The organism is Alloscardovia theropitheci (genome assembly GCF_004332295.1).
Classification (GTDB): domain Bacteria; phylum Actinomycetota; class Actinomycetes; order Actinomycetales; family Bifidobacteriaceae; genus Alloscardovia; species Alloscardovia theropitheci.
On record NZ_RXLP01000001.1, the window covers coordinates 60,171 to 83,223 of the forward strand.

The 23,053-nt window shown below is 42.3% G+C and carries 22 protein-coding genes, 1 tRNA gene and 1 pseudogene; 21 read left to right on the forward strand and 3 right to left on the reverse strand.

Annotated features, from left to right (window positions below; all coding sequences use genetic code 11):
• Nucleotides 1-130: 130 nt before the first annotated feature.
• The 3 genes from EJ419_RS00265 to EJ419_RS00275 all read left to right on the forward strand — a co-directional run bounded on the left by EJ419_RS00265 (nucleotide 131) and on the right by EJ419_RS00275 (nucleotide 2,620).
• Nucleotides 131-529 (forward strand): metal-sulfur cluster assembly factor, encoded by a 399-nt coding sequence (locus EJ419_RS00265; protein ID WP_420836901.1) that lies wholly within the window; start codon nucleotides 131-133, stop codon nucleotides 527-529.
• A 35-nt stretch (nucleotides 530-564) separates the two neighbouring features.
• Nucleotides 565-1,080, forward strand: a complete 516-nt coding sequence (locus EJ419_RS00270; protein WP_131282922.1) for a hypothetical protein — start codon at nucleotides 565-567, stop codon at nucleotides 1,078-1,080.
• Between the two features lie 211 nt (nucleotides 1,081-1,291).
• Nucleotides 1,292-2,620 (forward strand): uracil-xanthine permease family protein, encoded by a 1,329-nt coding sequence (locus EJ419_RS00275; protein WP_131282923.1) that lies wholly within the window; start codon nucleotides 1,292-1,294, stop codon nucleotides 2,618-2,620.
• Between the two features lie 864 nt (nucleotides 2,621-3,484).
• Here EJ419_RS00275 and EJ419_RS00280 read toward each other — a convergent pair.
• Both EJ419_RS00280 and EJ419_RS00285 read right to left on the reverse strand, forming a co-directional pair.
• Nucleotides 3,485-4,186, reverse strand: coding sequence for a hypothetical protein (locus EJ419_RS00280; protein ID WP_131282924.1), 702 nt, complete (start codon nucleotides 4,184-4,186; stop codon nucleotides 3,485-3,487).
• Nucleotides 4,187-4,673: 487 nt separating this feature from the next.
• A complete protein-coding gene (locus tag EJ419_RS00285) occupies nucleotides 4,674-5,540 on the reverse strand; it encodes a TrmH family RNA methyltransferase (RefSeq protein WP_131282925.1) in 867 nt (288 codons plus the stop codon).
• A gap of 194 nt (nucleotides 5,541-5,734) precedes the next feature.
• Here EJ419_RS00285 and EJ419_RS00290 point away from each other — a divergent pair, with 194 nt between their 5' ends.
• From EJ419_RS00290 to EJ419_RS08490, 14 genes and pseudogenes are all read left to right on the forward strand, one after another.
• Nucleotides 5,735-6,013: a hypothetical protein gene (locus tag EJ419_RS00290; protein ID WP_131282926.1), complete on the forward strand. Its 279-nt coding sequence runs from the start codon at nucleotides 5,735-5,737 to the stop codon at nucleotides 6,011-6,013.
• Nucleotides 6,014-6,081: 68 nt separating this feature from the next.
• Nucleotides 6,082-6,738, forward strand: a pseudogene (locus EJ419_RS08415) (ATP-binding cassette domain-containing protein).
• A gap of 24 nt (nucleotides 6,739-6,762) precedes the next feature.
• Nucleotides 6,763-8,613 carry a hypothetical protein gene (locus tag EJ419_RS00305; RefSeq protein ID WP_131282929.1) on the forward strand — a complete coding sequence of 617 codons (1,851 nt, stop codon included), beginning with the start codon at nucleotides 6,763-6,765 and terminating at the stop codon, nucleotides 8,611-8,613.
• 17 nt (nucleotides 8,614-8,630) lie between these two features.
• Nucleotides 8,631-9,122: a hypothetical protein gene (locus EJ419_RS00310; protein ID WP_131282930.1), complete on the forward strand. Its 492-nt coding sequence runs from the start codon at nucleotides 8,631-8,633 to the stop codon at nucleotides 9,120-9,122.
• Nucleotides 9,123-9,351: 229 nt separating this feature from the next.
• Nucleotides 9,352-9,439: transfer RNA gene (locus EJ419_RS00315), tRNA-Leu, on the forward strand.
• A 223-nt stretch (nucleotides 9,440-9,662) separates the two neighbouring features.
• Entirely contained in the window at nucleotides 9,663-10,577 is a 915-nt protein-coding gene (locus tag EJ419_RS00320) for a DMT family transporter (protein ID WP_131282931.1), read from the forward strand.
• Nucleotides 10,578-10,584: 7 nt separating this feature from the next.
• Nucleotides 10,585-11,361, forward strand: a complete 777-nt coding sequence (locus tag EJ419_RS00325; protein WP_131282932.1) for a 16S rRNA (uracil(1498)-N(3))-methyltransferase — start codon at nucleotides 10,585-10,587, stop codon at nucleotides 11,359-11,361.
• A gap of 68 nt (nucleotides 11,362-11,429) precedes the next feature.
• Nucleotides 11,430-11,771, forward strand: coding sequence for a histidine triad nucleotide-binding protein (locus EJ419_RS00330; RefSeq protein WP_131282933.1), 342 nt, complete (start codon nucleotides 11,430-11,432; stop codon nucleotides 11,769-11,771).
• A gap of 4 nt (nucleotides 11,772-11,775) precedes the next feature.
• A complete protein-coding gene (locus EJ419_RS00335) occupies nucleotides 11,776-13,005 on the forward strand; it encodes a PhoH family protein (protein ID WP_131282934.1) in 1,230 nt (409 codons plus the stop codon).
• Nucleotides 13,006-13,088: 83 nt separating this feature from the next.
• A complete protein-coding gene (ybeY, locus tag EJ419_RS00340) occupies nucleotides 13,089-13,604 on the forward strand; it encodes an rRNA maturation RNase YbeY (protein WP_131282935.1) in 516 nt (171 codons plus the stop codon).
• A gap of 206 nt (nucleotides 13,605-13,810) precedes the next feature.
• Nucleotides 13,811-15,166 (forward strand): hemolysin family protein, encoded by a 1,356-nt coding sequence (locus EJ419_RS00345; protein ID WP_131282936.1) that lies wholly within the window; start codon nucleotides 13,811-13,813, stop codon nucleotides 15,164-15,166.
• Nucleotides 15,167-15,197: 31 nt separating this feature from the next.
• The gene (gene era / locus EJ419_RS00350) at nucleotides 15,198-16,163 is read left to right on the forward strand and encodes a GTPase Era (protein ID WP_131282937.1); all 966 of its coding nucleotides are present in this window, start codon (nucleotides 15,198-15,200) and stop codon (nucleotides 16,161-16,163) included.
• A 46-nt stretch (nucleotides 16,164-16,209) separates the two neighbouring features.
• The gene (locus EJ419_RS00355; RefSeq protein WP_131282938.1) at nucleotides 16,210-17,217 is read left to right on the forward strand and encodes a Gfo/Idh/MocA family protein; all 1,008 of its coding nucleotides are present in this window, start codon (nucleotides 16,210-16,212) and stop codon (nucleotides 17,215-17,217) included.
• A 237-nt stretch (nucleotides 17,218-17,454) separates the two neighbouring features.
• Nucleotides 17,455-17,580, forward strand: coding sequence for a hypothetical protein (locus EJ419_RS08490; RefSeq protein WP_276320048.1), 126 nt, complete (start codon nucleotides 17,455-17,457; stop codon nucleotides 17,578-17,580).
• Between the two features lie 79 nt (nucleotides 17,581-17,659).
• On the opposite strand, the gene EJ419_RS00360 is transcribed toward EJ419_RS08490, so the two are convergent.
• On the reverse strand, nucleotides 17,660-19,690 hold the full coding sequence (locus EJ419_RS00360; protein WP_131282939.1) for an AMP-dependent synthetase/ligase: 2,031 nt from the start codon (nucleotides 19,688-19,690) through the stop codon (nucleotides 17,660-17,662).
• Nucleotides 19,691-19,765: 75 nt separating this feature from the next.
• Here EJ419_RS00360 and pcp point away from each other — a divergent pair, with 75 nt between their 5' ends.
• The 4 genes from pcp to EJ419_RS00380 form a co-directional block, all read left to right on the forward strand.
• Complete coding sequence (gene pcp, locus EJ419_RS00365) at nucleotides 19,766-20,503, forward strand: pyroglutamyl-peptidase I (protein ID WP_131282940.1); 738 nt, start codon at nucleotides 19,766-19,768, stop codon at nucleotides 20,501-20,503.
• Between the two features lie 196 nt (nucleotides 20,504-20,699).
• Nucleotides 20,700-21,857 carry an NAD(P) transhydrogenase subunit alpha gene (locus tag EJ419_RS00370; protein ID WP_131282941.1) on the forward strand — a complete coding sequence of 386 codons (1,158 nt, stop codon included), beginning with the start codon at nucleotides 20,700-20,702 and terminating at the stop codon, nucleotides 21,855-21,857.
• Between the two features lie 4 nt (nucleotides 21,858-21,861).
• The gene (locus tag EJ419_RS00375) at nucleotides 21,862-22,197 is read left to right on the forward strand and encodes an NAD(P) transhydrogenase subunit alpha part 2 (protein WP_131282942.1); all 336 of its coding nucleotides are present in this window, start codon (nucleotides 21,862-21,864) and stop codon (nucleotides 22,195-22,197) included.
• 2 nt (nucleotides 22,198-22,199) lie between these two features.
• Nucleotides 22,200-23,053: NAD(P)(+) transhydrogenase (Re/Si-specific) subunit beta (locus EJ419_RS00380; protein WP_165496176.1), on the forward strand; the 854-nt coding region annotated here is incomplete at its 3' end.

Consider the following 23,053-nt stretch of genomic DNA (forward strand, 5'->3'; position numbering starts at 1 on the left):
TAGCATCCTTGACGCAGTTTCTCGTGCTATAGATGATCCTCAATTAGCTCATCAAATTGCACAAAATCCAACTTCTGCGAGTATGCTAGAAGAATCGTATAAAAAGGCACAAGCCAAGGAGAATTCAGCTATGGCAGATAATGCGAATACACAGGAATTTGAAGGTATTACATTGACTTTCGTAGATGAAATTGGTCGTGTCACGGCTCAAGACGTAAAAGAAGCTCTTCATCAAGTGATGGACCCTGAACTCGGGGTAGATGTGGTAGATCTAGGTTTGGTTTATGGAATTGAAATTGACCATCTAGGTCGAGCAATTTTGACCATGACATTAACTACTCCAGCATGCCCTCTCACTGATTTGATTGAGGATGAGTGTGCAACTGTTCTCGCGGGACTTGTAGAGGAATTCCGAGTGGACTGGACATGGACACCTGCATGGAATGTTGATATGATTACGGAAGATGGTGCTGCACAGCTTGCAGCTCTTGGGTTTAATCTCAATAATTTGCCTCGTGCATACGCATAAACATTTCGTTTTGAGTGCACAAATAAGGAGTATAAATGGGATTTCTCGATTGGATTTTCGGGCGTCGTAATTCTGATGATGCTTCTCTTGAACAAAAGGAATATCAACGTAACACTGATACGAGTATTTCTCATAATGCACAATCGAGCGATAAAAGTTATTCCCGGACATATGTAGTTTCCAACAACGAAAATCCAAATCCTCATACTGTTCACCTCAATATGGATGATTATCCTGTTGAACTTACTCAGGAAGAGGCTCAATTACTAGAGCAAGGGCAAATTCTCCAGGCGATTAAGCTTGTACGTGAACGGTTGGATACTGATTTAGCGACCGCTAAATTTGCTGTTGACGCCTACAAGGACGGGGAAACAGATATAAATCGTGAGCCCACACCGAAGAGGGCAGACGAAGTTGAACTAACGAGCGAGGAAATACGTTTAATTCGTAGTGGGGAAACTGTTCAAGCAATTAAGCTTGTTCATGAAAGGGCAGGGCTGACATTGGTGAACGCAAAACGTATCGTCGATCAATATCGCCAATCAATATAGTGGATAAAGATCGTTGATCTATATCAGCGAGAAGATATCTGCATGTAACCATGAACTACGTGGCGATGCGATACGATGCGTGACATTATGATGTATGAATATTCTATGGCATGTATTATGATGAAGTTTCAACGATATAGTTAAAACGTCCTGAGGAGCTTGAAAAGTTTAAGCCTACCACGGACGTTTTTTCACGAGAGAAAGAGAAAATATGTCGTTGAATTTCACATGGACACTTCATGGTGACGGTAAAAATATTGCACCTGGAGAAGTAATCGAGCCAGAAGAACGTCTTACTATTGCACGTACTGCTAGTGTTGGTGCACAGCATGTTATTGCAATGTTTGGAGCTACATTCCTTGTTCCAATTTTGACAGGGTTTGATCCTTCTACCACATTGTTCTTCACGGCGCTTTCCACAGCTCTATTCCTTCTTATTAATAACAATACGCTACCTAGTTATCTGGGTAGCTCTTTTGGTTTTATAGCCCCAATTGCAGCTGTAACGACTGCACATAAGGGTCTCGGTGTAGCGAGCTTCGGTATTTTATGCACGGGTATCGCATTGGCGCTTGTAGGTGTTATCGTTCATTTTGCTGGTGCACAGTGGATTGATAAAGTTATGCCACCAGTGGTCAACGGTGCAATTGTCGCGATTATTGGTTTTAATTTGGCTCCATCTGCTTGGAACAACTTCAAGGTAGCTCCAGATACTGCGTTGGTTACTTTGCTTGCTGTAATGCTTGTAGCGGTTTTGTTCAAGGGTATGCTTGGCCGTTTGAATATTCTTATCGGTGTGCTTATCGGTTACGTGTATGCAATTGCTCGTGGACAAGTTGATTTTAAGCCAGTTGAGCAGGCAGCATGGGTAGGTCTTCCAAAGTTCCACGCTCCACAAGCTGATTTCTCGATTCTGCTCATGTTCTTGCCAGTAGTGCTCGTACTTATCGCAGAGAATATCGGTCACGTAAAGTCCGTTTCTTTGATGACCGGTCGTGATTACGACGATAAGATTGGTCGCTCACTCTTTGCTGATGGTTTGGGCACTATCTTTGCTGGTCTCGGTGGAGGGTCTGGTACTACGACATATGCAGAAAATATTGGTGTGATGGCAGCAACTAAGGTGTACTCGACATTGGCTTATTGGTTCGCTGCAGGATTTGCATTAATCTTGAGCCTTTGCCCTAAGTTTGGTGCAATTATCAATACCATTCCAGCTGGTGTACTCGGTGGCGTAACCACTTTGCTCTACGGTATGATTGGCATGCTTGGTGTGCGTATCTGGGTCGAAAACAAGGTAGACTTCGGCAAGAATGTCAACATGATGGTAGCAGCAGTCGTGATGATTGTCGGTATCGCAAACTTTACCTTCGCTATCCAAGGTGTCAGCTTCAACGGTATCGCGATTGGCTCTTTCGCAGCCCTTATCGTATTCCATGGATTAAAGGGAATCGGCAAACTGACTGGTGCTGTAGTTGAAGAAGATGATTATATCGAAGAGGGTAAGGATGAGACACCTTACTCAATTCATGAGAAGTAGTCTGATTTTATCAATGTAGTTCGCATACATTGGGGAGCTTGTGGGACGTAAGATTGGTTCCACAAGCTCCCATTATTTATCAGTGGAAAATGAATCAATATAATACTCAATAATACTCATATAAGCGCAGTATTGGATAGCGAGCATCAGTATAAATACTATCTTCCTGAGGATGTTCACTTTTCTTGAAATACTTTTCAGTATTCCTGATAAAAATACGAGAATAAAGCAGTATGAAAGAATAATGAGTTTCCCCAAGTATCTATTCATTTTATCGCTTGACACTATACGAGTAGAAGATGCTATTGATGTGATGATGAAGCAGCCACCCCAACATGCCACCATACATAGCAATGCTCCAGCTGGGTACAGTATATCTGTTAGTTTTTTGTTCATGAGATTGTCTTCAATTATTGGATAGCGATATGTTCTAATCTTTATGAACTATCCGTTGTATTTCTTTAATGAGTATGACTATACCTCGCACGAGCAATGCGCCTGCGCTGATAACGAATACGCCTACTTGAACCACCGGAATTGCTGTTACTACATCATGAATGGCAACAAAACCTAAGAAAGCGCAGAAATGTATGGACAGGAGAACTATATAAACTATACGTATGGTTCTACTGACAGACTGAGCATTGAGCATGAATATAGTTGACAGTAGGGTGCACAGAAAATAAAAGATGAGTGTTGACAGAACCCACATATAAGTGCCAACAGTATAGCTTTCTGGGGTACTATTAAGATTTGCATACCTGATGATGATACAAAGTCCTATCCATTCGCTCCATGTTATAAGTACAGATATAGTTGCAAAACTTGATATGAATTGCAGGATTTTATGAGAAATTATAAGTTTCATTGTGGATCCTTAGTAACAACGCGGAATAGGGTTTTTGTATCTGCTTCTTGATAACTCACTACTGCAGTAAAGTAAACCTCAGCTGTCGCAAGGCAAGTTGCCCGCAAAGGATTTAGAGGGTTTAGTTGGACCCTACAATTCGTCTTAAGATGCTCATGCAATATAGAATCACAACGTCTTGATCGGCAGTGGCTCTTCTCATAACACATATCATGTCGTGCACATGGACCTCGGAAGTCTACTCGTTGTCCCAGTACATTGAATTCATCAGGTGACCACGTGCAGTAGTCATGAAGTCCTCCGTATATTCGAGGGTTATAAATATAGTCCTTTGGAATGTCAATGAAAGACTCTCTGTCGTATGAGGGCAACCATAAATTATCATTCCCTGTTGCGTTGAGATATTCGAGATGAACTTCTCCTGAGATATCTTTATTGAACTTAATTGCTAGAGTATTATCGATAACTTTTATGTTTGCACGAATACGCTCACCGTCATAATTTTGCGCGTATACGTAATCAATCACGCCTACAAGCTTGTCTTCTTTATCGGTAATAATCACCGAGGAATCATTGAAATTACCAGTAAAATTAAAGTCGTTCCACGGTAAAAGATCAAGGAAAATTTCTGAGGAATGATGGATATTTATAGTCTCTGGAAAGGATGGCGTTAGGGGCAGCGCTGCACGCTGAACCACACCGTCTATCGTTTTTATCTTAAAAGAAACATTAGCGGTTGTAGCGATAAGCTTTTTATTCTTTGATATTTTCTCTATGAGACAAGGTTGTTTACTTTCTGAAGGTGCAGATTGTGATGCAAATGCGAGGGGATCATATATAAGTGCTGTGGAGAGAAGCACTATTATAAGTGCCGTTAGATACATATATTTTTGACGTTTCATTTTCTCTCATATTCTCTCTAATTATACGGGTGCTAAGACTACGTTGCCTTAGTATTCGGCTATCGTTCATTGATAGGCGAATAATCTAATTTTACTTAAACATGGTGCTTTACGCAACTAACGCTGGAGATCTTAGCGAGAGATAGGCATTATTTAATGCTTCATATTTTGTCGTTAGGAAGGCGAAAATGATTGATAGGTAGCAGTCCGTATAGTAGTGGTTTGAGCAAGACAAGTATAACTGTAAACTTCTTAAAGCCTCTATATCTCTTGAACAAGAAACTTACATCGTGGCATAAAACGCAACAGCACTTGATGCTGCCACATTCAAGCTATCAACGCCGTGGCTCATAGGAATCTTTACTGTGAGATCAGTAGCAGCAAGAGTATGATGACTTAGACCATCGCCTTCAGTGCCAAAAATGAGAGCTACCTTTTCGATATGAGATGGGTCGTTAATATCACTATGAATTCGCGCACTGAGTTCTTGCATAGAAATGGAATCATCAGTAAGCGCCATCGCAACTGTAGTAAACCCTAGTTCCTTAAGTTCGTTGATTGATGGATTTGGCCAATTTTTACGATTATCTCCGCCAATACGTGTCCATGGTACTTGGAAAACGGTTCCCATAGATACGCGCACCGCTCGTCGATACAACGGGTCTAAACACGATGGGGTAGCAAGGACAGCATCTATACCAAGTGCTGCAGCAGAACGCATGAGAGCACCTACATTAGTGAAATCTACAATATTTTCCATAACGGCTACACGCTTAACATCAGGTCCACCACATAGTTCTTGCACGCTTGGTAGTTCCCAACGTTTCATAGCACACATAGCACCACGATGAAGACGATAGCCAGTCAGCTTCTTGAGTAATTCTTCGGATGCGACGAAGACCGGAATGTCAGATCCCCAATGATTATCCACGTATTCGAAAGTCTGAGACATGCCTTCAAGCCATTGCTCCTCGACAAGAAAGGAGAGTGGTTCTCGATGAGCGGCTAACGCACGGTCAATCACCTTCGGGCTTTCTGCAATGAAAATACCTTCATCTGGCTCTAAACGATTACGCAGCTGAATCTCTGTCAAATTTATATAAGCATTCAGACGTGAATCGTCTAGGGAGTCTACTCGTACAATATGCATAGTGTCTAGGATAGTAGTTGCAGGCGAATGAAGAAACGCCGAGTATCTTTCACGAAGTACAGAGATAAAATTGTACCGTACTGATAATGGCATCGGTACAAGAGTTTCTATGAAGGAGTAGAAATGGATGAAAAAAACAACGCATTAGGCGTAACGCAATATATGGAGCATTAATATCAATAGTTTGTACCATCATGCTCTTTGTCCTATTACAACCACTATCTGCTCAAGCCTTGGGCGGGTCATGCTCAGCATGGATGAGTCATGATATAGGTAGCACCATTGGTGTAGGTGAGTGTCAACGATTCGATAAAGGTAGTGGTGGTCAGGTTACTCTTGACATTGCAGGTGCTCCTGATCGTCATAGTGGATGGTTCCGAGACAATAAAAGACATCAAACAGATAGATGGATAGCAAATGTACAACCTGGATATCCACGTTCTGCTCGAGTAGATTTTGGCGTCTGGAAATAAATAAAACGTTGTGTGGGAATCTACGAATATACGATTCTCACACAACGGACTGTCAAGAGGTGGAGCACATGCGTATAACGATAGAAAATCTAGATTTTAGTTATCAAACTCATAAAGAGGAACGGAGAATTTTTTCACGGCTTAATAAACAATTCGATTCTGGAAATATGTATGCCATAATGGGGCCAAGTGGTTCCGGAAAAACGACTTTACTAAAGTTATTATCGCGTGAACTAGAGATGCAATCGGGAAATATATTTTTCAACGATACTTCGATAAATGACTTACGACGGGATAAATTATTAAGACAATTCATCTCGCGTATTTATCAAGATTATATGCTTGTTCCGTAATTAAGTCCCGTAGATAATGTGCTTTTAGCACGGGAAATTCTCGGTTATCGAATAACACAAACAGAGCGTAACAATGCTTTTGAACTTCTCGAACTTGTAGAACTTTCTCATGTAGTGAATATGCCAGTATCACAATTATCTGGGGGAGAGCAACAACGTGTTGCAATTGCGAGAGCAATTGCGCGTGAAACTACGGTTCTGTTGGCAGATGAGCCTACGGGTGCGTTAGATGAGAGCAATACTATTAAAATTGCTGAACTCTTACACAAAATTGCTTATTCAAAAGATGTGTTGGTTATAGCGTGTACTCACGATGATAGATGCGCTCAATGTGCGGATGCTACTTTTGCGATACAAGATTACAATCTTTAGTTTTTAGCTCGGAGAGATGGAATAATGCGACAGCGTTTTATTTTTGTGGTAAAAGATGCGCAGAATCGTGCAAAAAGTTTATTCTTTATTTTTATAATCACGATGGTTATAGTTGCATCTTTTATTAGTTTTAATATATGCATTAAATCGTATTCAGATGCATATGAATCATATGCAGTATCGAGTTTAGGTGGATTCGTCTATCAGACCGAAGGATATGGTCAGAGTGTTCAAGAGACTCTCAACGAAAAGGTGCGAAATAATGAAGTAGTTGCATATAGATATTCTTCAGCGTTGTTAAAAACAACTAAATATCGTAAGGAAAATAAAAAGACTCCAATCACTTATACATCGGGTAAAACTGAATTTTGGAACCTTGTTGAAGGAAGATACGCTCAAAAGCATAAAGAAGTTGTAATTTCACGAGAACTAAGCCACAATATGGGAATCCATCTTGGAGATCAAATTGAGATATCGGATTATGCTGCGCAAGTTCATACTTCACTCAAAGTTGTGGGAATAATTGTTAATCCGATCCAAGTTCATGAAATCAACGCTATAGTTCTTCTTAATAATGCCGAGTTCTATCGGGAACGTAGTTCATGGTTGTCTAATTCTCCAGTCAATGGAAACAAAGATGATTTAGATAGAGAACGGCTCTATAGTGTACAGAGGAATCATCTTATACATCGAATCGAATATCATTTAGCAAATCGTACATTACAATTCGTTCCTTATGTAAAAGTTGTGCTGTTAGTCACGCTTTTTGGATTAATTTGTGGTTATTTTGTTTACTCTAAAAGTCGAATATTTATCAATAAACAATATCTTGAACTTTTAGGTGATAAGCCTTTCTTTGCGACGTGTTCGATAATTTTCGCAGATGTGCTCGCTCTTGTGCTTGCTTTTATAAGTGCAATAGGCATAGTATTTGTATTCTTTGAAATCAATCATGAAAGAATAGGATATTATTTTAATCAAGCATGGATAATTTTTCCGCTTCAAGAAGCTTGGAAATCGGCATTACTTGCTGCCGGTATCTTGCTCAGTTCCATAATAATCTCTATTTTGGGTTTATCTCGAACACATATGCATACCGAGAGTCTTCATCATATGAGTAATAACATAAGGTGGATTTTATGGTCAGTTTTAGGTGTAATTGTTACTGTTATCTGTATCGTGTTGCGCCAGATCTATCTTTTTCCATATGGCTTCTATGTAGCTATGTTTATAGGTGCGTGGAGTATCCCTACACTGAGCGTAGCGGTGTGTGTGTCTGCTCAACGAGGGGTATTCAAAATTGTGAACGGGCGTTTAGCTTGGATTAAAATTATATGTAATGGTCTGGTATTCGCTTTGAGTTTTTATGCAGCCTTGTATACGTCTGGTTCTGCAAGTCAATATAACTGGTTCAGTTCCCATATCAACTCATCTCGTTCTTGGATTGAGATGGCTTCGATTTCTGAGAATAAGGTACTGGATTTCGAGAATAAATTCCCAAATATTATGGAGACGGCATATGTCTTCATAATGCCAGATCAATCGGGATGGTCGTATAACATAATTTCTCCTGAAGCAGTTAACTGTCCACTTAAATCTTTTAAACAGTATGATTCTACGTGTAACTCAGTTATTTTTAGCAATGTCATTCTTGCTGATAAAGGAACACCAGCAGGTAGATATATTAATAAGACAATCGATACTGCAAGCGATAAAAATCATGAGAGCTTTATATTTGTATCGCGCTCTTTTACGGACGATACAAAAGAGGCGCATATTGAGAAAATTACCGGAACGAACAATGATGAGACCATTGATATGGATATACTCCCAGGTCCACTCTTGAAAATGGGTCACTTGAGGCGCAAGGTTTAGGACTTGAGGCAACTACTATGCGACAGCTTATAGTACTTAACTTTGATAGGTATAGTGAGCAGGAGCGGCAGGAATTTCGTATGGCTCTACTGTCTGCATCTCCATTGGAGCTTCTGCATGAATCGGATTATGCCGAATTTCGAGAGATGGTTAATACAGGAAAGAATTGGTCATTTGTCAGTATTTTTGTCTCGCTTATGGTGATTCTATTCCTGACGGCAATTTCTCTCGAAGATCAAAGATCAATTCGGGAAATAGCTATTGCATCTGAGGCTTCACGATGGTTCTATATTAAGTTGAGTATCTCTACAATTGTTCCATATATGAGTAGCTTAATCTTTGGAGTAATTTCAGGTTTCTTATGTGGCCTTGATCATATACCGTTTACGATGCTGAATAACCCGATCCAGCATGATTATGGTATACAATGGTTGTGGCCATTAACCGCTCTGTTATGTGTGCCGATTGTTCTATGGGTTTTGGAAAGGAAAAAGGATGGGAACAAGTAATAAAATTCTCATCTGTGAAATATAGTGGAGGGGTTGGGACTGACTGTCTTATGATTTGAAATTTATCGATCGACGTTTACTCTGACGATAGAGGGGTATTATTGTCGCGGTTGAGCTCTAATGTGCTCTCTTTTTGAAAGCAGTATGGATTTAGTAATGCGACACTCCGAAATTGCGTGAATAAAACTTCTGTACTATTCTTCTTAAATGTTGCTCAGCAATGAGTGATGTCCGGGTGGCGGAATGGTAGACGCGCTAGCTTGAGGTGCTAGTGCCCATTTTATACGGGCGTGCGGGTTCAAGTCCCGCTCCGGACACTAACAAAATCCCTTCATTGAAAGGGATTTTTTCATATGAGGTAGATTGTAATGTGGCAGTCGATTATGGTATACAATGCACAACTACATAGCAAATACATAGTTGGAGCAGGTTGTTGTTAGTATTCATTTATACTTAATACAACGATTTACGCGGCATTTATTTACCTAAACTATTGAATCTAATTTTACAGCCAGAAGCAGGATAGGAGCATATACCTCGATGTCTAAAACATTAATAGGCAGCATTATGGTCCTTATCGCTGGAATTGCATGGGGCATTTCAGGTGTGAGTGGACAGTACTTGATTCAGCGTGGGATAAGTGTGGGAGCACTAACTTCATTACGTTTACTCATAGCGGGTGGAGTGCTAGTCGCTTGGTGCCTTATTCGTTATCCACATCGCCTCAAGCAAGCGCTAAAGACTCCATCATTTATCAGGCGTGTACTTCTTTTTAGTATTTTTGGCCTTGTAGCAAATCAATTCGCTTATTTACAAGCCATTGGTCATACAAATGCTGGAACCGCAACAGTCCTTCAGTATTTGACTCCCGTTATCGTTGTTATTTATACGTGTCTTAAAGATCGAATCCCGCCTGCACTATTAGAGATTTGCGCGATAATTGCTGCAATCATCGGTACATATTTGCTTGCTTCTCATGGCGACATTCATAATATAGCGTTAAATCCCACAGGTCTTGCATGGGGTATTATTTCGGCATTTACATATGCGGCTTATATTTTGATACCTGTTTCTTTGGTAAAAGAATGGGGAAGTGTCATGTCTGTGGGCGTTTCCATGCTTATTGGTGGCATAATTTTCTCAATGTTTTCCGGCATATGGACTCAGCATTATGACATTGATATACCAATGATTATCGCTTTTATTGGAATCATTGGAATTGGAACAATTATTGCTTACACACTGTTTATCATGGGTACAGCCATGATTGGAGCCGTCCAGGGAAGTCTTCTCGCTTCCATTGAACCAGTAGCATCAGTAATTTTCACCGTTCTGATCTTTCATACACAATTTTATCTAGCAGACATCATTGGTATGATAATCATTCTCATGGCTGCTACAGTTATTTCGCTCAAAGATGTTATTAATAAAATTATCATCCACCGGATAAAGTAGGACTATTATGACTTTACCAATGTTCGTTGTTCGTGAAACGCATGATTTAAAGTTCGCAGATGCTAAACCGCAAACACTATGGACGCTTCCTCAGCCAGTGGCTCAGCATGCTATCAAATCTATGCGATTGAGTGAAGGTGACCAGCTTCAGCTGTGCGATGGCAATGGTACACGTGTGCTTGCTAGTATCGCAGATACTACAAGCGCGTTAGTGCGCGTAGAATCAGTTAGTCATGATGAATCGCCACGTGTAAAGCTTGGGCTCGTACAAGCACTAGCAAAGTCAGGTCGTGACGAACAGGCAATCGAAATGGCCACAGAAATTGGTGTCGATACTGTCATTCCTTGGCAATCACATCGATCGATAGTTCAGTGGAAAGGTAATAAAGCTGAAAAGGCTTTAGGCAAATGGCGTGATATCGTTCTCGCAGCGACTGAGCAATCTCGACGAAGTTTTATGCCTGAAGTTATAGCAATGAAAACTTCGAAGCAATTAGTTTCGTGGGCAGATGAACGTATTAAAGAGAGGGATATTGTTCTCGTTCTTCATCAAGATGCCACAGATACATGGGGCGAGTTTGAGGCCGTGGCTTCACAGGCATCTGAGAACTCAACAATCTGGGTAGTGGTTGGGCCTGAGGGTGGAATTAGTGATGAAGAAGTCGATGCACTGAAAAATGTGGGTGCTCACGTGTGCGTCATCGGTCATAATATTTTACGAGCTTCAAGTGCAGGAAGTGTGGCATTAACTTTGCTCAGTCGCGTGACAGGACGCTACGTATAAACTGTTTATGAATGCGTATAGAATAGTCAATAATACGCGCTACTTATGAGCTTAAAAGGGGATGGACAATGGCACGACATGACAATTGCATATTTTGCAAAATTATTGCCGGTGAAATTCCAAGTACTAAGATTTTTGAAAATGATGATATCTATGCTTTTGCTGATCTCAATCCTCAGGCGAAAGTACATGCTCTTGTAGTACCAAAAGATCATTTCGATGACGTCTCTCAAGTAGCCCATGAACGTCCTGAATTACTTGCTCAGATTGTAGAAGTCGCTAAAACCATCGCAACTGAAAAATACAACGGTCAATTCAGACTTGTTTTTAATACGGGTGAAGATGCAGGACAAACAGTTTTCCATTGCCATGCGCATGTATTAACCGGTGAGAAGTTAGAAGGAGAATAAACTTTTGCCACAATCGAGTACCACAACTCGTACCATTACTATTCCACAGGAGCTTAGTCCTGTTGCAGTTTTCGGTCCTGAAGATCAGATTATTCGCTTAATTGAGAAAGCATACTCTGAGCTTACTTTCGTAATTCGAGGAAATACTGTAGCGATTGTATCCAAATCTGCTAAAACGGAAGCAGATGCGCTTGCAGCGTATGATTTCTTACATGATGTCATTGATACGGCATATACAAGTCCTCTTGCAGTTGATGACGTTGAACGGTTGCTTGCTAATCGTCTCAGTCAAAAAGCAGATCGAAAAGAGCGCAAGATTAAGCCAGCGGCACCACGTTTCCCAGACGAGCGTCCACATTTTATAGGGCGTACACACACTGAGTCTGATATGGGTACATCAGTTAGCGGTATGGCGTCGACACTGGGCGGTAATCGCGTACCTCGTGTTATTACTATGGCTCATGGAATTCCCGTTCGTGCTAAGACTGCTGGTCAGGTAGACTACATTAACGCTATTGAATCACATACGATTACATTTGGCATAGGGCCTGCTGGCACAGGTAAAACATATCTTGCAGTGGCAAAAGCAGTTCGTGCTTTTGAAGATGGGGCCGTGCGCCGAATCATTCTTACTAGACCAGCTGTAGAAGCCGGAGAGAATCTTGGCTTCCTTCCTGGAACTCTGACTGAGAAAGTCGACCCGTATCTTCGACCTTTGTATGATGCGTTATCGGATATGCTTGGAAACGAGCGTATGCAGCGCTATATTGCAGATAACACCATCGAAGTGGCTCCTCTGGCTTATATGCGAGGTCGTACACTCAATGATGCGTATGTCATTCTTGATGAAGCACAAAATACGACACCTCAGCAAATGAAGATGTTCCTTACTCGTCTTGGATTTAATACGAAGATGGTCATCACTGGAGATGTTACTCAGGTTGATTTTGCAGTGAAACGTTCAGGCTTACGTGTTATTGAAGATGTACTTGGACATATCGATGATATTGCTTTTGTTCATCTTGGCTCTGACGATGTCGTTCGACATAACTTAGTTGGGACTATTGTTAGTGCATACGATAAGTATCAAGAAAAGCATTCGAAGGCTTCTGAGGACTTGTCAACACATGCGCATGATCATCTCGTGGTTCCCGCTCAAGATGTTTCCGCTCAAGAAGTTAAAGAGCAGGTGGATGTTAAAGTGGACGAGAAGGTCGATGAACGCCATATATAGAACACCGATATATCCGGTTGGCATACGATTTAAGATGAAGAAACACTATCAAGATGGAATATCAACAATAGAATCGAGAGCACATGAGCGTTGACGTTCTTAACGAAAGTGATTGGCACGTCGATCCTGAACTATTTTCTCATTTGGGACTATGGGTTATGGATCAGATGGGGATAAGTACGCACAGTGATCTGACAATTATCTTCAATGAACCGGATGCAATGGAAGAGCTACATCTGCGCTGGATGAATCTCGAAGGCCCTACCGATGTCATGAGTTTTCCTATGGATGAGCTTCGACCAAGTGATGGTCGTGAACCCGTTGAAGGAATGCTAGGAGATATCGTACTTTGTCCAGCAGTTGCAGCCACTCAGGCGCAAAGTGCAGGACATTCGACCATTGAGGAATTGTTATTACTTACTATTCATGGATGTTTGCATCTTCTAGGTTTTGACCACGGGGAAAAAGATCAGGAACGTGAAATGTTTGCTCTGCAACGACAATTACTCCTGACATTCCTTGCGGCTCAACCTGGTGAACTTGATGAAGTAATTCCTCTTGAGCTAGTGCAGCGAGTGGGTAAGACCGAGCACAATTAAGTAACGATATGCGGGAATGATGACTGCGAATAACGCTTGCGTATAGTGATCGCGTATAGCGATGTAGAGCCGGTTAGTTTAAAAGTATCGACCATATCATCGCTATCGCGAGTTTTAGTGAATTGCATTGCTGGGCTAAGAATACGAAATTATTACTGGACTACTAGTAAATAAATTCATACGTGTGAAAAGGATAGTGAATAAATATGAATACAGCTTCGCTCATAGTGGCGATATGTCTCTATGTCGTATCAGCAGGACTCTTGTGGTTTTCGCTCATTATGGCAGCAAATGAGTCTGCTATCGCACGTGTGACGCGTTCGAATCTGAATAATCTTATGCTTGATGTGAGAACGAATGAAGATTCTGAATTCTTGCGTCGTAAAACTATTGCTCGCATACGGCACGCACAAAATGTCATATTACAGCGCCAACGAGCTGTAATGACATGTACATTTAGCCGTGTCATGTCCAATATCCTCATCGGTGCTTTGGTTGCAATAGCGACGGGTGTTTTTGGAGTAGCGATATGGGCAGAAGTCCTCATCGGCATCGTTGTAGCAGTGATTAGTGCAACAATTGCTGTCCTCATATCTCCACGTTCCTCGAATCAGCGTTCCGTGAATGTCTTATTACAGTACGCGCCGTTTATTGACCGCGCAATGCATATCATGCCGCGCGTCGATATCGAGCGCACACAACAAGTCACGCTTTCCGATGATGAAGAGTTAGAAAAAATTCATCACGACCAGGCGCGTGCAACAATTGATCGCCTTATCGAAGCGCATCTTTTTGATCCTGAAATTTCTGAAATGCTTCGAAATGTTCTCATCCTGACGGATACGTTAACACGTGAAATCATGGTTCCCCGAACAGATATGTTCTCTCTTGAACGGACGACAACACTCAACGATATGCTTAAGGACTGCTCACGCTCAGGATTCTCACGCGTGCCGGTCACCGGAGAATCTGTGGATGATCTTGTAGGAATCGCATATTTGAAAGACGTTGTACGCGCGACAGCTTTTAACCCGGCTGCAGGGGAGCGTGCGATAGAAACAATAATGCGCGAGCCAATGCTTGTGCCTGAGTCCAAGCCTGTCGACGATCTCTTTCACGATATGCAAACCAAGAGGCAGCATGTGGCCATCGTCGTTGATGAATACGGTGGGATCGCGGGACTGGTGACGATTGAGGATGCTTTGGAGCAAATCGTGGGCGAGATGGAGGATGAGCATGATCGTGTACAACGTCACGAACCAGAACGCATGGAAGATGGTGGTTGGAAAGTCCCTGCACGTACATCTATTACTGATATTGAAGAATTATTTGAAATTGATTTAGATGAAGACGATGTCGATACTGCTTATGGCTTACTTACTAAAGCACTTGGCCGTGTACCAATCGTTGGATCGCATGCTCAGACCCGCGGTCTTGATTTGATAGCAGTTGACTCCGCTGGACGACGAAAGAAAGTTTCAACTATCGAAATTCGTCGTAGCGCTGATACAATCAAATCAGAGAATAAAGAATCGTATGACTCATCATCGCAAGAATCATAGAGACTACACGTAAACGCAGAGGACATTAAACATGAATGAAGTAGAGCAGTTAGAAGGCAAAGAATACCGTTCAGGTTTCGTAGCAGTAGTTGGACGACCAAATGTCGGAAAATCGACACTGATTAACTCTATGATGGGTACACAAATCGCTATTACATCATCACGTCCTGAGACCACTCGTAAGGTAATTCGCGCTATTTTGACTACAGACGAGTATCAGATTGTCCTCGTAGATACGCCAGGTATTCACCGTCCTCGTACATTACTTGGTCAGCGCTTGAACGATATGGTTGATGAATCCCTTTCTGATGCGGATGCTATCGCTTTCTTACTACCTGCTGATCAGGAAATCGGCCCAGGTGATAAGCGTATTCTTAGCCGTTTACGCTCTAATTTCTCACACAAGGATGAGAATGGGCATTGGCAGTGGGATAAACCTATTATCGGTGTCTTAACAAAAATTGACGGACTTAATCGTTCTCAATTAGTAGAAAAACTTATAGAGCTTGACCAATTTGGCAATTTCTCAGAAATCGTTCCAGTATCTGCGAAGGAATACGATAACGTTGATGAGGTTCGCTCGGTATTTGCTCAGCAGATGCCGGTAGGACCGCAAATGTATCCAACGAACCAGATTAGCGAAGAGAGTGCTGAAGACACTATCGCTGAGCTTATACGTGGTGCCTTCCTTGAACAATTATCTGATGAACTTCCTCACTCATTGGCAGTTACGATTGATGCAATTGAATATCCGGAAGAAGATGAATCCGAAGGAGAAGGGCGTGCACACGTGTATGCATCAATTTATATCGAACGATCAAGCCAGAAGCCAATCATTCTTGGAAGGGGCGCGGAAAATCTCGTTCGAGTTAAGAAAAAATTACGTACTCCGATTAACCGAATTGTGGGGATGAAGTCTACGTTGATTTTGCATGTCAAAATTGCAAAAGATTGGCAGTCGGATCCAAAGAAGCTCGAAAGACTAGGATTTAACTAAAGTTACAGTTATATCGTATTTTGTTGTACGTCGAAAGGGGAGAACAATGGCGTTCATGACTAATGTAGCAATACTTGGGGCTGGAAAAATTGCTCGTAAGATGGCGGAAACTATCAATCTTATGAGTAAGGATTCTAGGTGGGAGGGGCAAGTCAACCTCTACGCGGTCGCTACTCGAGATTCAATCGAGCGTGCTGAACAATTCGCTCGAGAATTTGAGATTGATGTTGCTTACGGATCGTATCAAGAAATGCTCGACGATCCTGATGTCGATATGGTTTATATCGCAACTCCTCATACATTGCACGCGTCTCAAGCAATTATGTGCATGGAAGCAGGCAAACATGTCCTCGTGGAAAAACCATTAGCAATTAATGCTACACAAGCACAGGCGGTATTTGAAAAGTCACGCGAAACCGGCTTGACCTGTGGCGAGGCGATATGGACACGATATGAGCCGTCACGTCGAATTATTCAAGACATCATTGACTCTGGAATCATTGGTGAGATTACTTCGATGAGTGCTAATTTGTCATATCCTATGATGGCAAAGGAACGTATAATTAAGCCAGAACTTGCTGGCGGGGCTCTCTTGGATGTGGGTATTTATCCGCTTAATTTTGTGTCCATGTTTATGCCAGGAGGCGTCTCGCGTATTGTTTCTTCGGCCCGGTTATCTGAGCAGGGAACTGATGAACTGTCACAAACTACATTGTGGTATGACGATGGGAAGATGGCTGATATTACTACATCATATTGGGAAGTAGGAGATCGCTGCGGTATGATTCGCGGTACCGAAGGTATTATCCGCGTAGAAAATGCTAATAATCCTGAAGAAATTCGAGTATTAAATCGTTCATATGAAACCATTTCTAACCCGGAAATTCCGCATCAGCTTACTGGATTCGAATACGAAGTAGATGAGATGCTTACAGCGATTTCTCAGGGCAACGTAGAACCAGTTTCAATGCCTCATGATGAAACTATGCGAATGATGAGTCTTATGGATAAGATTCGTGAGCAATGGGGGCTGAAGTATCCTGACGAAATGTAATGCGAAACCACTTTAGTCGCGATATGGCCTCTGTATAATTCTCAAATTCTTTTTGTGAACCTTGTATCTTATACTTTGTATGTGGTATTAATCGGCATATATTGCCAATGCGGTCGATAGCAGGCTTTGTCTATGAGGATGGGCCGAAGAAAGGAAGCTATGGTATGGATATTAAAGCAGTTTTTCTGAGTATTCTGCGTATGCTCTTTTTTTAGCATTGGTTTTAGGGTAATCGAAATGATGTTAGCGGGAAACATTTCGATGCTATCTGCATGGCTTAATTATCGACAGTGGATTCCAGCAATTCTCTTCGCTGTAACTGCTGAAGTATTGTATCGATATGATAGAAAACGAATTGGGTAAATTATTTATCGCACAATAGTAACGGGTTGATTCCTGAGTAATTCAGAAATCAACCCGTTACTTTATTGAGGAAAGATAGCTACTTCTTGCGTGGCTTATACATTTGAGTATCAAGCAGCTTTTGGTAACGAGCCAAAACTTTTGGTCGGATGACCTTCATAGACGCCGTAAGCAAACCATTGTCTTGAGAGAATTCTTCAGGAAGGATGATGAACTTACGTACAGATTCAGCACGAGAAACTCCGTCATTTGCCTTATCAACGAATTTTTGAACTTCGGCACGTACAGCAGCATTATTAGCAATTTCCGACATAGTCATATCCGTATTCAAACCTTCGGATTCAATCCATGCACGGGTAGCTGGTTCATCTAGAGTAATGAGAGCTGAGATGAATGGACGCTTATCGCCAAGTACGAGAGCTTGAGAAACAAGAGGACAACGCTTAATCGCTTCTTCAATAGGGGAAGGTGACACATTCTTACCACCAGCAGTAATAATCAAATCCTTCTTACGACCGGTAATATAGAGCAAACCTTCAGGAGTCAAAGCTCCCAAATCGCCGGAAGCAATCCAACCGTCCTCGGTAAAGGTAGAAGCAGTTGCTTCAGGATTCTTATGATACGCCTTAAAAGCGCCAGCACCCTTGATCTGAATTTCTCCGTCTTCAGCTAAGCGAAGAGAGAATCCTGGGAAAGCGATACCGACTGAGCCGGCATGGAATGGCACAGACAATGGTGTGAACGCACATGGAGCTGTTGTTTCAGTCATTCCATAACCTTCATATACAGGTAAACCTGCTCCGCGGAAGAATGCCAAAAGCTGTGGATCAAGTGGAGCGCCACCGCATACAAGCCACTTAGCACGTCCACCAAGAGCCTGACGAAGTGAAGAGTACACAATAGGGTCGAAGCTTGCTCGACGAGCCGTTGCTACTGCGCTAGCATGACCATTTTCAGAAATTTGGTTCATATAATCGCGTGCAGCATTAGCAGCAGCATTGAATACATGCCCCTTAACACCGCGACCAGCTTTCTGAGATGCAGCGTTATATACCTTCTCGAATACACGAGGAACACCAATCATAATAGATGGGCGAGCTACTGCGAGATCAGATAGGAGAGTGCTAATACCTGTAGCGATATAGATATGGATACGACTATTAACTACACCGTAATTAATTGCGCGGGCGAAGACATGGGCCTGTGGGAGGAACATAAGAATAGTGTTCTTCTCATCTTCGAGCAAATCTGGCAGGAACGCGCTAAGATTCATTGCAAAAGCGAGATAATTTTCGTGGGTCATTTCTACACCCTTAGGCGCAGAAGTTGAACCAGAAGTATACACGATAGAGCACAGGTCGCTCTTTCTCAAGCTTGCAATACGCGCGTCAAGTTCCTCATCAGAAATGGAATGACCATAAGCTTGGAGCTCTTCAAGAGCGCCATTTTCCAAGCAGCTAACAAACTTTAGGCTTGGGCAAGCATCAATTGCTCCTTCAGCTTCTTCATACATGTCTCGAGTCTGAACGACAAGTACAGAAGCATCAGAATTATTGACAATCATTCGTATCTGTTCCGATGAATCAGTGTCGTAAATCGTTGCAAGAATACCGCCGACAGCGAGTACCGCAGCATCAAAAATGTCCCATTCATAGCTGGTCTGGCACATGAATGCGATGCAATCGCCTTTCTTCACGCCACGCTTAATTAAGCCTTTTGCGGTGCGACGAATATCAGAGAGCACCTGATTCGCAGTTCGATTTTCCCACTCACCGTGGCGCTTAAATGTATAAAGGATGTCTTCGCCCATATCTTGAGCACGCTTTTCGTACAAGTTATAGACAGACATATTGTCTGGAATATTGCGGACACCTTCGGTTGTAGTCGTTAAAAGACCGGATTCAGGATCGATAAAGGTGGTTGTTGGGAATTCTGGCGAAGACCAGTTCATTATATGTGGATTATTAAAAGCTGACTTATCAAACGCAGTAGGTGAACCAAATGCAACGTGTTGTTCTGTCTCGTTGCTGGTTGTTACGGAGTTTATGGAATTTTTTACAGATTCTACCGTACGGTTAAAAGCTGAAGATACTGAGTCAAGAATGCTCATGAGCTTCCTCTCTAATAGTCTTAAGTATTCTTTAGTTTACGTGTAACGTTGGATACGCGCGTTAGTATGGATGTGATGAAAATACTGATAACTGGTTTTGATCCTTTCGATGGAGAAGATATCAACCCATCGTGGGAGGCAGTACGCCGTGTTCCTGCGGCAATGAAATCTTTCGCTATGCAAGGTAACGTGGGTAGCAGGCACAAAGAAGGAACAGAGGAGTGTCAGATTATTGCATATCAAATTCCTACTGAATTTGATACTTCTGCTAAACTTTTATGGGAAAAGATACAAGAAGTTAAGCCGCAGATTGTGCTGTGTGTCGGACAAGCCGGAGGAAGAGCTGGTATAACGCCCGAACGCATTGCGATAAATATTGATGATGCCCGAATTCCTGATAATCGTGGCAATCAACCTATAGACAGGCGTATACAGTCTGATGGTCAGCCAGCTTACTTTTCAACATTACCGGTTAAAGCAATGGTGGATGAACTTAAGAAGGCTGGAATACACAGTTATCTTTCCAATACTGCTGGTACTTTTGTGTGCAATCACATTATGTATCAAGCCTTATATTATGCTGATAAGAGCGTTCTGCGGAGCCTGGACGAAAATATCGAGACCTATTCTTTCCAAGCTGGTTTCGTGCATGTACCATATATTCATGAACAGGTTAGTGATAAAGAGAATACTTCGCAGTTACCATCTATGAGTGTTGATGAAATAGTGCGTGGCCTGTGTATTTGTATAAGCACAATTATCGATTTATATGGGAAAGAAGATCGTCATATCGTAGGCGGTACAGAATTCTAGCAGCATGCATACAAAATTTGATGAGAAAGCGAAACGCAAAACCGACACTTTTCTCATATTTTAATAAAAATCTTTTGTCGTCTTTCATTTCAGGTTACACTTGGTTGGTATGACCAAATGGCTCAATTGTGGAGTGGCTGCTGTATAGCTGTGTATGTCAGTGATGAAGCAGCGATAGTAGAGTTAAGGAGGACTCGTGTCTGACAAAGATGTGACGGTTATATATGGTGTGCTCAATGAGCGTACCGAACATGAAAAAAGAGCTGCGCTAACGCCTGATATCGTTTCGCGTCTTACAAAAAGCGGCATTCAATGCCTTATGGAATCAGGTGCCGGGTTAGATGCGCATTTTTTGGATAGCGATTATGAAAAAGCAGGAGCACGTATAGCTAGTCGTGATGAGATAATCACAATAGCTGACGTCCTTGCGTTTATAAGTCGTCCAACATCCGAAGTCGTGTCATCGCTGAGAGCTGGTACATGGATAGTAGGCGCGATGAATTCTTTTACAGATGAAGGGTACATCAACATACTTAAGACTTCCGGTGTTACTGCAGTAGCAATGGAGAGACTTCCACGTCAGTTATCTTCCGCTCAATCCATGGATGAAATGACGTCCCAAAATTCGATTACGGGATACAAAGCTGTTCTTAAAGCTGCAGATGCGTATACATCAATTTTACCAATGATGACAACGGCTGCTGGCACAATTCGTCCAGCTAAAGTTTTAGTACTGGGAGCAGGAATCGCAGGACTTCAAGCAATTGGTACAGCAAAGCGTTTTGGCGCAGTCGTTACAGGATATGATGTACGTCCGGCAGCTCAGAGCGAAGTTGAATCTTTAGGCGCAAAATTCCTTGACTTGAATATCGACTTAGGAAAAGATCAGGGCGATGGCGGATATGCGCGTGAATTATCTGACGAGGAGAAAGTACTCCAGCAAGCTGCCGTTGATCAGAAAGCATCGGAATTCGATATTATTATCACCACTGCACAGGTTCCAGGGCGTAAACCACCGGTGCTCTTGACCGCAAAGGGTATAGCATGTCTTAAACGAGGGGCAGTGGTTGTCGATTGCGCTGCAAGTGAATTTGGTGGCAACGTTGAAGGGTCAAAGCCACGAGAAGTAATACGTACAGACAATGGCGTTACCATTCTAGGCTTGCCAGATCTAGCGAGTGATGTTTCTACAACTGCATCCCAGCAAATTTCCCGTAATTTAGCGGATACTGTTCTTCATTTCATGCGCGAGAAAGATGGACAGATAAAGCTCACGGTTGATTTTGATGACGAAATCGATAAGGCGATGATCGTAGCTTATTCGCAAGAAAACGTGAACGAGAATAAGGAGTAATTTTATGCCAAGTTTAGTCATTGCAATTACGTTGTTCATTTTGGCGCTTCTCATTGGCGTTGAAGTCATAGGTAAAGTTCCAGCGACTTTACACACGCCTCTCATGTCGGGAGCAAACTCAATTCATGGAATCATTATTGTTGGTGTGGTTATTGTTGCAGCCCATGCTCACTCTCCATTGGCATATATCTTTATCTTCTTAGCAGCAGTTTTAGGAACTATGAATGTAGTGGGTGGTTATGTCGTCACCGATCGCATGCTCGAAATGTTTAAATCGTCAAAGTCTGACAAAAAGAGCGACTCTCAAGACGATTCTCATAATACTCAGGAGGTTAAGTAAACATGGCTTCAACGCTTGATATCGTAACGTGGTTTGTTTATGTACTTTCTGCGGTCTTATTCGTTATGGGTTTGCACTATATGAATTCGCCGAAAACCGCACGCAAAGGTAACACTGTTTCCGCTGTAGGCATGGTCGTTGCTATAGTTATGGCATTCATCCATATGGCGATGACGGGGGTTGAAAGTCCTATCGCTGTTATCGTACTTGTAGTTGGTATCGCAATTGGAGCGCTCGTAGGCGTGTGGTCTGCTCTCAAAGTTCACATGACTGACATGCCTCAGCTTGTGTCAGTTTTTAACACAGTAGGCGGTGGAGCAGCCGCCTTGGTTGCGTTGAATGATATATTGACCGTTCAAGTAAGTGCATTAACACTTGTGCTGCTTATCACAGCTGGATTAGGCATTATTATTGGTGCTGTCACTTTTACTGGTTCGCTTATCGCCGCTGGAAAACTTCAAGGTATTGTTCCAGGCCGTCCAATTGCTATCAAGGGACAGAATGCGCTCAATACTGTACTCTTGATTGCGACTTTTGCAGCATTCATCATGCTATGCATACAGCCCGAGCAACGCGTACTGTGGAGCATCGTTACAATCGTTTTAGCATGTGCATATGGTGTGTTCTTCGTTCTTCCAATTGGTGGAGCAGATATGCCAGTGGTTATTTCCGTGCTCAATGCATGCACTGGTACAGCTGTGGCCATGAGTGGTTTGGCAATTGACAATGTAGCTCTTATCGTCGCTGGTGCGCTAGTAGGATCTGCTGGCGTTACCTTGTCAGTATTGATGGCTAAAGCCATGAATAGACCATTATCGTCTGTGCTTCTCGGTGGCTTTGGTGACACAGGAACCGA

What these genes read in the sequence shown, in the direction of transcription:
- pcp (WP_131282940.1), top strand. Translation starts at nt 19,766, where the DNA reads ATGAAAATACTGATAACTGGTTTTGATCCTTTCGATGGAGAAGATATC.
- EJ419_RS00345 (WP_131282936.1), top strand. Translation starts at nt 13,811, where the DNA reads ATGAATACAGCTTCGCTCATAGTGGCGATATGTCTCTATGTCGTATCA.
- era (WP_131282937.1), top strand. Translation starts at nt 15,198, where the DNA reads ATGAATGAAGTAGAGCAGTTAGAAGGCAAAGAATACCGTTCAGGTTTC.
- EJ419_RS00310 (WP_131282930.1), top strand. Translation starts at nt 8,631, where the DNA reads ATGCGACAGCTTATAGTACTTAACTTTGATAGGTATAGTGAGCAGGAG.
- EJ419_RS00325 (WP_131282932.1), top strand. Translation starts at nt 10,585, where the DNA reads ATGACTTTACCAATGTTCGTTGTTCGTGAAACGCATGATTTAAAGTTC.
- EJ419_RS00290 (WP_131282926.1), top strand. Translation starts at nt 5,735, where the DNA reads ATGCTCTTTGTCCTATTACAACCACTATCTGCTCAAGCCTTGGGCGGG.
- EJ419_RS00275 (WP_131282923.1), top strand. Translation starts at nt 1,292, where the DNA reads ATGTCGTTGAATTTCACATGGACACTTCATGGTGACGGTAAAAATATT.
- EJ419_RS00285 (WP_131282925.1), bottom strand. Translation starts at nt 5,540, where the DNA reads ATGCATATTGTACGAGTAGACTCCCTAGACGATTCACGTCTGAATGCT.
- EJ419_RS00305 (WP_131282929.1), top strand. Translation starts at nt 6,763, where the DNA reads ATGCGACAGCGTTTTATTTTTGTGGTAAAAGATGCGCAGAATCGTGCA.
- EJ419_RS00375 (WP_131282942.1), top strand. Translation starts at nt 21,862, where the DNA reads ATGCCAAGTTTAGTCATTGCAATTACGTTGTTCATTTTGGCGCTTCTC.
- EJ419_RS08490 (WP_276320048.1), top strand. Translation starts at nt 17,455, where the DNA reads ATGATGTTAGCGGGAAACATTTCGATGCTATCTGCATGGCTTAATTAT.
- ybeY (WP_131282935.1), top strand. Translation starts at nt 13,089, where the DNA reads ATGAGCGTTGACGTTCTTAACGAAAGTGATTGGCACGTCGATCCTGAA.
- EJ419_RS00270 (WP_131282922.1), top strand. Translation starts at nt 565, where the DNA reads ATGGGATTTCTCGATTGGATTTTCGGGCGTCGTAATTCTGATGATGCT.
- EJ419_RS00320 (WP_131282931.1), top strand. Translation starts at nt 9,663, where the DNA reads ATGTCTAAAACATTAATAGGCAGCATTATGGTCCTTATCGCTGGAATT.
- EJ419_RS00355 (WP_131282938.1), top strand. Translation starts at nt 16,210, where the DNA reads ATGGCGTTCATGACTAATGTAGCAATACTTGGGGCTGGAAAAATTGCT.
- EJ419_RS00265 (WP_420836901.1), top strand. Translation starts at nt 131, where the DNA reads ATGGCAGATAATGCGAATACACAGGAATTTGAAGGTATTACATTGACT.
- EJ419_RS00330 (WP_131282933.1), top strand. Translation starts at nt 11,430, where the DNA reads ATGGCACGACATGACAATTGCATATTTTGCAAAATTATTGCCGGTGAA.
- EJ419_RS00360 (WP_131282939.1), bottom strand. Translation starts at nt 19,690, where the DNA reads ATGAGCATTCTTGACTCAGTATCTTCAGCTTTTAACCGTACGGTAGAA.